Origin of the sequence: Muriicola sp. Z0-33, from assembly GCF_026126425.1 — a bacterium.
GTDB lineage: Bacteria > Bacteroidota > Bacteroidia > Flavobacteriales > Flavobacteriaceae > JAFMPW01.
Map to the genome: position 1 here is coordinate 1 of NZ_JAFMPW010000026.1, position 8906 is coordinate 8906.

An 8906-nucleotide genomic window follows, 5' to 3' on the forward strand; every position below is an offset into this window, starting at 1 on the left:
CTCCTGTAAAACCTAGAGTACCTAAAGATATTTGCGCAAGAGTATTTAGTAAATCAGAATATTCCATTACATAATTTAGTTTATGACCTACAACGGTCTCGGCTATGAGTAGTTGCGTTGTTTAGCACTTAACTTTGCAAGTACACACCAAATTGAAAATCCGTGAGGATTTTCAGAAGTAGGCTAGAACAAGCAATTACTTATAGCCAATGTTGGCTGTAGTTATTTTTTAAATTTTGATAAACAATAGTTTGTTATATATTCCTTGTTATTCAAGTCAACAAGAACTTCTACTTGGTAATTTATTATTAATTCTTCACCATCAATTTTCCCATAACCTTGAATTATAAAATCATCACTTGTTCCTAAATTTTGTTTTCCAATACTAAATTCATCATCTGCAATATTTATTAAAATACTAGAATCTCGCTGAAAGTACAAACCTTTCAAATAGACGTTTCCATCTTTCACCAATATTTCAATATTGTATTCATTTGACCATTGATTTTTGTTTTTACCTTCACTACAGTTGTCTTTTCCTTTCCATAAACCAATCAGTTTTTCAGTAAAATTAATAGGTTTAGGTTTGTATCTTTCATTTAAATCAATTAGGTCTAATACACGATTACGAATAAATTTCATTTCCCTATTTTTAGGCTGCGGATACCAAGCATCTTTATCAATGTCATTAAGCAATTTGAATTCTAAATCTCTGAACTCAATCCATTTTCTCTGAGAAAGCTTAAGCTGTAATTTCTTTTCTTCAGGTAAATTTTTCATTAAATCTTTGTATACTCTATTTAATTCTAAATCCCAATCGTCAATTAGAGCTTCGCTTATCAATTCGTATGAAAGAGCACTGTTGGATCCATTAATTCTCGATTCCTCATAAAGTTCATTGAATTTTAAATCAAGTTGATGTTCTTGGGCATAACATAGTTTAAACAGAAACACCATAGCCAAAAATGACACAAACTTAAATCTCATCATAATCTTTTTGTTTTTATTAAAGGGCTTAGTTTTTGCTCAAGATAAATTTCAACGGAAGCAATCCAATGAAATTCGTTTTTGTCTTTTAAATTAATCAATATAGCTTTTGAGTTATTGGAATGAATTAAATTTTTCATTTCGAACAATTCGTTTTTAGTATTAGCTTTGATATGTTCTAAAGCTCTTTTTCTACTATTTGTAAAATGTCTGCCAACTTTTATGACAAGGTTGTTGTCAATTAAGATATACACTCCAGGATTATAAATAAACTCTTTTTGTGAATCGTTTAATTTATTTATTTTTTCCTCAATGATTATGAATTTATTCTCTATGAATTCAAATTCAGATTTAAAAATTTCTATGATTTTTTCCGTGTTCATCTAATTACAGCCAACGTTCTGGCTAAACTGCGTTTTAATGCAGTTTAGGTTTTGTTGGCAAATGTTTTTATTCATCTAATACCATTCGACCTTCATTCTCGGCTTTTTTTCGTCCCCATTTTGCGATTGATTCAACAATAGGTATGAGGGAACTCCCTTCTTCCGTAAGTTCATATTCAACCCTTGGTGGCACTTCTGGATACACCTTTCGGCTAATGATTCCATCTTGTTCCAAAGCCTTTAACTGTAGAGAAAGCATTTTATCAGTGATGTCGGGTATATGCGATTTTAGTTCACCAAACCGTTTTTTCCCATTTCTGAGATACCATATAACTACTGCTTTCCACTTGCCTCCAATGAAACGCATGGTAACATCTAATGCACAATGGAAGTCTTCATTGTGCATTCTGTACTTGTATTTCTTGCCGTCTATTATCATACTAATTGATTACTATCAATAATGATAGTCTCTTTCAAGTTTGACTATCTCTTGTTCAAAATTTAATTTAACTATACTTTTGAAAGTAAATAACAAAAATATATTAAAATAATGAAAGTAACAATATTAGGAACAGGTATCGTAGGTAGAACTGTAGCCGCTGGATTAGGAAATCTTGGGCATGAAGTAACAATCGGAACGCGTAATGTAGAAAGTACACTCGCAAGTGAACAGCAAGATGCATATGGCAATCCGCCTTTTAAGGTATGGTATGCAGATCATCAAAACATTAAACTTAAAGCCTTTAAAGAAGCGGCAGCTCAAGCCGATTTGCTTTTTAACTGCACCTCCGGACAAGCTTCTGTAGCAGTGCTTGAATCCATAGGAGATGAAATTCTGAATGGTAAAGTTTTGGTTGATGTAGCTAATCCTTTAGATTTTAGTCAAGGCATGCCTCCTTCGCTTTCTCCAGTCAATACCGATTCGTTGGGAGAACAAATACAAGCAAGGTTTGCAAACCTTAAAGTGGTGAAATCGCTCAATACCATGAATACCTTTCTTATGGTGAATCCAAGTATGGTACAAGGAGACCATAATGTGTTTGTTTGTGGGAATGATGAGGATGCAAAAAATAGCGTGAAGGAAGTTTTAAAATCTTTAGGCTGGCGGGAAAATTTGATCATCGATTTGGGTGACATTACCAATTCTCGAGGTACAGAAATGCTTTTACCTATTTGGCTGCGACTTTGGGGAGCACTAGGAACCGCGGAGTTCAATTTTCATATTCAGACCAACTAAGATGAAGGCTTTCAATACAATCAGTTGGGGCATTGCCCCAACTGATCTTTATATCACAACAAAACGTATGTGTTATGTAGGCTTTCTCCTGTCGTTAATGGCCTGCTCAACAAGCGATCCATCAGGCCAAAGCACTAAGGATTCTTCAAGAAAAACCATAGTTGAAAGTTATTTTGAGGCTGCTTTTGCCCAAGATTACAGCACCCTAGAAGATTTGCTAAGCGAGGATTTTCTTTTCCTAGGGCCTAAGATTTCAGACACTTTAGACAAACAGGCTTTAATTAAAAGTTGGAAGTCGACTCATCAAAGAAATGATACCTTGTTGATGCGGAAGCCGAAGGTGTATGATGTGAGCGCGCAAGAAGGACTTTCTAGGGATAGCTCCTTAGTGCTTCATTATTATGATGCTCGATTTCACAATTCGGATTTGAATTTATGGGTTGAGTTTCCTGTTCACGTCAAGTTTATTCTTTTCAAGGACAAGATTCATCAAGCCCAAATCATAATAAATCAGAGTGATATTCAATCTCAACTGGGTTATACCATTACTCCACCAAAAATTTAAATACCATGAAATACAAATTACTCGGAAATAGCGGTCTAAGGGTTTCAGAGATGGCCCTTGGTACCATGACATTTGGAACAGACTGGGGCTGGGGAGCCGACAAGTCAGAAAGCAAGAAAATCTTTGAAACGTATGCCAATAGTGGCGGTAATTTCATTGATACTGCAAACAGATATACAGAAGGAACTAGTGAGCGATTTGTTGGTGAATTTATTAAGGAGGAGCGCGACCATTTTGTCCTCGCAACAAAGTATACCCTATTTGATAAAGCAGGAGACCCAAATTTCTCAGGCAATCACAGAAAAAACTTAATGCGATCCGTAGAGTCAAGTCTTGAAAGATTAGATACAGATTACATTGATCTACTTTGGGTTCATGCCTGGGACTTTCTTACACCTGTAGAAGAGGTGATGAGAGGATTAAATGATCTTGTGAGTGCTGGTAAGGTGCACTATATAGGTGTTTCAGATACACCAGCATGGATTGTTGCAAAAGCTAATACACTAGCTTCTCACAGAGGGTGGTCTAGTTTTGTCGCTTTACAAGCTGAGTATAACTTGCTTCAACGAGATGCTGAACGAGACCTAATTCCAATGGCACAGTCTATGGGTCTAGCTTTAACTCCTTGGGCTCCTCTTGCTGGAGGTGCTTTAACGGGCAAATATTTATCATGAGATGATGGAAGAATCACCGAATCAAATAAGAGAAGAAGTGAGGAGCCCACCAAGAAGACAGAAGGTATTGTTCGAATAGCCAAAGGGCTTGGCGTCAGTCCTGCATCACTAGCTATAAGATGGACCATGCAAAAAGACTTGGTAAGCATCCCTTTGGTTGGCGCCAGAACAAATGAACAAATGCAGAAAAATCTTGAAGTGCTGAAAGTGGAAATTCCAGGTTCAGCTATGAAAGAGTTAGATAAGCTTACAGCTATTGAATTGGGTTTTCCGCATGATTTTCTCAGCAAAGAGGAAGTCAAAAAGGTAATATACGGTGGAACCTATGATCAGATAGTTAAGTAATGTTTGCCAACGGTTTAGTATATGAGCCGTTTTTAATGGCTTATATACCTTGTTGTAAGTCGTTATTTCAATAATTCTGTGATTTGTTTCATTAAGTCGAGTTCAATATAGGCAAACTCAGATTCATTTACCACATAAAGAACTACAGAAGCTTCTAAATCTGGAAAATATCTAAATATGGTTCCCCAATATCCGGCATGCCAGTAGGAATTTAACCCGTCAAATCCACATTCTTGAATTCCAAGATAGTATTCACAAGGAATTTCTCCGATATAATCTTCGTGAGGGTCTCCCTCTGAAGTCTTGATGTCTGTTAACATCAATTCTACTGTTTTCTGATTATCAAATACATTTCCTTGAAAGACATTGTATGCATATTTTCCTAAATCTCTCGTGGTGGCCGCAATTCCTCCACCTCCAAATAAATCAAAAGAATTGTCAATAGCATAGCTATCCTCGTTATTTTCCGGTACGTACTGGTGTATCAATGTTTTCGTGTTGTCTGGAATGGCCTCCAATGAATAAAACCAGGTGCTATTCAAGCCAAATTTTTTGTACCCCACAAGGTCTTTTATAGCATCATAATATTCTTTTCCTGTGACTTGTTCTAGAATTTCGGTTAAAAGGAGATAATTAGTGTCGGTATAATAAAATCTAGTACCTGGAGGATTCCTTGGTCCTTGAGTTATCGCCAGATTAATTTGCTCGTCTCTTGTCCAACGATACATTGGTTCTGTTTTTACTTTTTCTTGAAATTCCTTTGATCGCGTATGTCCTGGGATTCCACTTTTGTGGGCTAAAAGATGAGCAACTTTTATTGGTTCTAATTCAAATCCATATTGCTTCATAAGAGTGGAGGTTCTTTCGGATAGCAACTTATCTATACTTTGAAAGAGGTCAAGTTTTTCCTGTTCAATAAGTCTTAAAATAGATACTGCAACATAATTTTTCGTGATACTGGCAATAAGTGCAGGTTGGTCTGCTTCAATAGTATCTGTTTTATCCCAATTTGAATATCCGACCGCCCCACTCCATGAAATGCCTTGTTTAGGTGCTTCAACATGCACCATTATCCCAATGGCATCAGGATGTTCTTTAAAACTTGATTCGATAATAGCTTGAAAAGACTCTTCTTTTTTTTGGTGTTTAGTACATCCAAAAAAAAGAATCAGTGGTATAATAAATGATGCAATTCTATAGTTCATTTATAATGACTTACAACGGTTTCGGCTATGATTTCGTTGTGACGGCGTCTGCGCAGCAGCGAGCGGGTTGGCGAGCTGGCAAGGCAGGATTATTCCGTCGAAATCCAGCCGTTTGATTAATACTTTTATTTTGGTGTGGCACAAAACCACAATGAATTATAGCCGTTGTTGGCTACTGTTTTTAACTCCTTCATTCAATTCATAAATTGAAGAGCTATAGATTTTCAAGTTTCTTTTGTCATCTCTTGCAAACCATACCCATTGGTCAATTGCTGGTGCATAGTAAATGTTTGAACTTAGTTTAAAAAGACTAACAGTTTTACTATTTGTATTTAATTTGAGCGAACTATCATTTTCAAAAATGTGAAAATTTTGTTCATTTCTTAATTGATAATCTCCAATGATTTCTCTGTTAGAGAGTTCTAAGGATTGTGGGTAGTTCCAATTATGGAATTGCCCATTATCTAAAAAGTGATTTATATTTCTTACCAAAGCAGGTCTAAGCCAGTGTGGCATGTTAGTGTTGGTTAGATATACTATGGACCTATTTTTATCTTTATCATAATAGACCATTGCATAAAATCCTTTCCAATCTCCAGTGAAGTGATACTTTTCCTGATTTGTCAATTTGTACCAGTGCAAGATGTTGAATTCACTTAATTTACTTTTTGTTTTTAAAGCCAGATTTAATTTGTCAACAGGATAAATGGAGTTTAGAATGAATGATTTACTCCACTTTGATAAATCTTCTGCCGAAAAGAACAAATTGCAGTCACCATAAAATCCCTCAAAATCTTCAGAGCCAAATGCAAGTAGGGTATCTGCCGTTTTTGAATAACCGAATGCCCGATCGTTTGGTAAATTCATTAAACTTGCCGGCCTTAGAAACCAATTGTTCAAGTCAAGTGGTTCAGCCATATTTACCCTAATGAAATCTTCGTAGGAATCTTCACTTATGGTCTCAATTAGTATGGCAAGAAGACGATAATTATATCCATTATACATGTACTCACTACCTGGTGTATATTCTAATGAGGGTTTATCCTCAACAAGAAAATCCAAAAATGTAGAGTTTGTAATTGGAATGCCCTTTTGCGCTCTTTCAAAAACGTAATCATCGGATACGATTCCTGAAGTTTGTTCCAATAGATGTCGAATTGTAATTGAACCGTAAGGAAATTCCTGAATAAAACTACTTACTGGGGTATTTAAATCGATTTCTTTGGAATCAGCAAGTATCATCATTGCTAATGCTGTGAAAGTTTTAGTAATGGAACCAGTGTCCATTGACGTGTTGGTCTTGAATGGAACTTGAGCCTCAAAATTCGCATAACCAAATCCTCTTGAAAGAATTATTTCATTACCATTTGTAACAATAATTGCTCCATTGAATAACCCTTTGTCGTGAAGCTGCTGAATCTGTTGATCTAAATTGATGGTATCTGCATTTCTTTGACAAGAAACTGACATCAGAAAGATTATGAAATAGATACAATGCTTCATTTTAAAATTGTAGCCAACGGTCTAGTATATGAGCCGTTTTAATGGCTTATATACATTGTTGTGCTTTCGTTATTTTATTACTTTATTAATCGAGGTATTCAAATTCTCTAATAATTAAATGCTCTACACTACCATCCACACCTTCATCAAAACGCATTGCCTTTATCCAATCTCCATGCGTATTAAATTCAAGAAATTCGTTTCGCGTTTCATAAACTAATTTTTGATCTTCATCATAAAATTTCTGATAACGTGATTTTCCCTCAGTTAAAGACTCGTACTCTAAAATAGCTCGCTCACTATCGAATTTGTATTCCTGACTTAATCTGGATTCTTTTTCATAGTTATTAGAAAAAATAACATAACCACTTAAAGTATCTTCCTTATTTAAATCTTTATAATTATATTTATTCTTAGACTCCAGTTCAAAAATTCTTTCGCCTGTAAGTTCACCATCTGCATTGTAAAAACTCGACTTAACTCGTTCATCTTTAAGATATACCAATTTTTCCACAGATTTCAATTTGCTGTTTTCGTCATAAGAACTGGCCTCAATAATATTTCCGGATTTGTTAAAACTAACAATGTATACCCAAACTAAATCTTTCTTAATCCATTCTCCCGATTTTTGCTCTGTATTATATGATCGCCAGGTTGCTTTTGAAAGCTTTTTGTTATATCCAATAGACTTATAACCGAAGTAAGGATTCACTTCTGTACCGCATGATACAAGTAGATTTAAAATCAAAACAAATAGAAATAATTTTTTCATTGGTTAGCGGTTTGTCATAATGAAGCACAACGGTATTGTATATGGCACGGTGCCATATTATTTGTTCATATTATTCAGTCGAGACTGAGTTTTATTCGTTGGGGAGAAATTAAAGTTAGCCAAATTTTGGCAATGTGCTATATACGTTGTTGTACGCAGTTTTACTCGACCATTTTATGATGCGTTTGTATTTCTGCTTCAGAAAGCTCTAAAAACTTTGCCGCATTGTTATAGTAAATATCTCTTTTTTGATCTTCTGTCAGCCAATCTAAGTTGTATACGATTTCAATGTTTTTTCTTATTGTTCCAACATAATCTGAACCAAACATTAGTCTTTCTCCCAAACCTTCTTCAAATAACTTTTTGATTCTAGGTTCCCATCGTTCTTTGGGTGCAAACATAGTAACAGCAGTCATTTCACAATAAATTTGGTCATACTTTTTCATAACCTCGATACATTCATTAAAATAACTTCCAGGATAATGCATTAAGTAAATTTTCAATTTTGGATACTTCTCAAGAATAGGGAGCAGCAGTATTGGATTAGCATAAGCCTCGTTCCAATTGGGTGTTTCTTCCATATTTCTTTTAAATGGCCCTCTGTCTGCATGAAATCCGATAGGTATTTGGTATTTTTCAGCCAACTCCCAATATGGATTAAATCTTTCATCCGCTGGATGAATTCCCATACTATTAAATGAAGTTTCGCCAAGATATTTCAATCTTCCATTCTTATACAGACTATCAAGTTCTTTAAGGTTTGGCAATTCACTTTCACAAGGTTCGTCTTGCTCTCGAAGTGGGTTACAAGGTATTCTGGGCCCAGCCCAGTATCTTTTATCCATTTGTTGCCATAGCTTTGCATATTTCATTGGCCCTCCCCCTAAAGCCAATACAATATTGTTCTGGTCTAGCCTCTGACGCATCCACTCAATTTTTGCGATGTCTATATCTACATTCACTTTGTTATATTCCTCATTGTCAGAATACCCTTTTGTAATATGAACGTGTACGTCAATTATTGGTTGATTTTTTAAGAATTCATCAATGTTGTTTTGAGAAATAAGTTGTGAAGAACTTAAAACAAAAAAAGAGGCCAATAATAGTATTTCTTTTTTCATGGGTTTTGATAAATTGCGTACAACGTCCTCGTATATAAAACGTAGCCGATTTTGGGCTTCGTTTCTTTCAGCGCACGTTTTATTTTTACAGAAATGTAAGAAATTGAATTCGCT

9 protein-coding genes and 1 pseudogene are annotated in these 8906 nt (G+C 35.2%); 3 read left to right on the plus strand and 7 right to left on the minus strand.

Annotation, left to right across the window (positions count from 1 at the left end; all coding sequences use genetic code 11):
* Positions 1-222: 222 nt before the first annotated feature.
* The 3 genes from J1G40_RS18055 to J1G40_RS18065 form a co-directional block, all read right to left on the minus strand.
* Entirely contained in the window at positions 223-990 is a 768-nt protein-coding gene (locus tag J1G40_RS18055; RefSeq protein WP_265244067.1) for a lysozyme inhibitor LprI family protein, read from the minus strand.
* Positions 987-1370, minus strand: coding sequence for a hypothetical protein (locus J1G40_RS18060; RefSeq protein WP_265244068.1), 384 nt, complete (start codon positions 1368-1370; stop codon positions 987-989). The genes J1G40_RS18055 and J1G40_RS18060 overlap by 4 nt, the downstream gene beginning before the upstream one ends.
* Positions 1371-1437: 67 nt before the next feature.
* Complete coding sequence (locus J1G40_RS18065; RefSeq protein ID WP_265244069.1) at positions 1438-1809, minus strand: winged helix-turn-helix transcriptional regulator; 372 nt, start codon at positions 1807-1809, stop codon at positions 1438-1440.
* Between the two features lie 111 nt (positions 1810-1920).
* Here J1G40_RS18065 and J1G40_RS18070 point away from each other — a divergent pair, with 111 nt between their 5' ends.
* From J1G40_RS18070 to J1G40_RS18080, 3 genes and pseudogenes are all read left to right on the plus strand, one after another.
* The gene (locus tag J1G40_RS18070; protein ID WP_265244070.1) at positions 1921-2607 is read left to right on the plus strand and encodes an NADPH-dependent F420 reductase; all 687 of its coding nucleotides are present in this window, start codon (positions 1921-1923) and stop codon (positions 2605-2607) included.
* Position 2608: 1 nt separating this feature from the next.
* The gene (locus tag J1G40_RS18075) at positions 2609-3172 is read left to right on the plus strand and encodes a nuclear transport factor 2 family protein (protein ID WP_265244071.1); all 564 of its coding nucleotides are present in this window, start codon (positions 2609-2611) and stop codon (positions 3170-3172) included.
* A gap of 50 nt (positions 3173-3222) precedes the next feature.
* Positions 3223-4191: pseudogene (locus J1G40_RS18080) on the plus strand (aldo/keto reductase).
* A gap of 62 nt (positions 4192-4253) precedes the next feature.
* On the opposite strand, the gene J1G40_RS18085 reads toward J1G40_RS18080, so the two are convergent.
* The 4 genes from J1G40_RS18085 to J1G40_RS18100 all read right to left on the minus strand — a co-directional run bounded on the left by J1G40_RS18085 (position 4254) and on the right by J1G40_RS18100 (position 8792).
* Positions 4254-5396 carry a serine hydrolase domain-containing protein gene (locus J1G40_RS18085; RefSeq protein ID WP_265244072.1) on the minus strand — a complete coding sequence of 381 codons (1143 nt, stop codon included), beginning with the start codon at positions 5394-5396 and terminating at the stop codon, positions 4254-4256.
* Positions 5397-5552: 156 nt separating this feature from the next.
* Complete coding sequence (locus tag J1G40_RS18090) at positions 5553-6866, minus strand: serine hydrolase domain-containing protein (RefSeq protein ID WP_265244073.1); 1314 nt, start codon at positions 6864-6866, stop codon at positions 5553-5555.
* A 118-nt stretch (positions 6867-6984) separates the two neighbouring features.
* On the minus strand, positions 6985-7671 hold the full coding sequence (locus J1G40_RS18095) for a hypothetical protein (RefSeq protein ID WP_265244074.1): 687 nt from the start codon (positions 7669-7671) through the stop codon (positions 6985-6987).
* 161 nt (positions 7672-7832) lie between these two features.
* A complete protein-coding gene (locus tag J1G40_RS18100; RefSeq protein WP_265244075.1) occupies positions 7833-8792 on the minus strand; it encodes an amidohydrolase family protein in 960 nt (319 codons plus the stop codon).
* Between the last annotated feature and the right edge of the window lie 114 nt (positions 8793-8906).

Excerpts from the sequence above, each read along its gene's own strand:
- J1G40_RS18095 (WP_265244074.1), bottom strand. The coding sequence starts at position 7,671 with ATGAAAAAATTATTTCTATTTGTTTTGATTTTAAATCTACTTGTATCA.
- J1G40_RS18085 (WP_265244072.1), bottom strand. The coding sequence starts at position 5,396 with ATGAACTATAGAATTGCATCATTTATTATACCACTGATTCTTTTTTTT.
- J1G40_RS18060 (WP_265244068.1), bottom strand. The coding sequence starts at position 1,370 with ATGAACACGGAAAAAATCATAGAAATTTTTAAATCTGAATTTGAATTC.
- J1G40_RS18055 (WP_265244067.1), bottom strand. The coding sequence starts at position 990 with ATGATGAGATTTAAGTTTGTGTCATTTTTGGCTATGGTGTTTCTGTTT.
- J1G40_RS18075 (WP_265244071.1), top strand. The coding sequence starts at position 2,609 with ATGAAGGCTTTCAATACAATCAGTTGGGGCATTGCCCCAACTGATCTT.
- J1G40_RS18065 (WP_265244069.1), bottom strand. The coding sequence starts at position 1,809 with ATGATAATAGACGGCAAGAAATACAAGTACAGAATGCACAATGAAGAC.
- J1G40_RS18090 (WP_265244073.1), bottom strand. The coding sequence starts at position 6,866 with ATGTCAGTTTCTTGTCAAAGAAATGCAGATACCATCAATTTAGATCAA.
- J1G40_RS18100 (WP_265244075.1), bottom strand. The coding sequence starts at position 8,792 with ATGAAAAAAGAAATACTATTATTGGCCTCTTTTTTTGTTTTAAGTTCT.
- J1G40_RS18070 (WP_265244070.1), top strand. The coding sequence starts at position 1,921 with ATGAAAGTAACAATATTAGGAACAGGTATCGTAGGTAGAACTGTAGCC.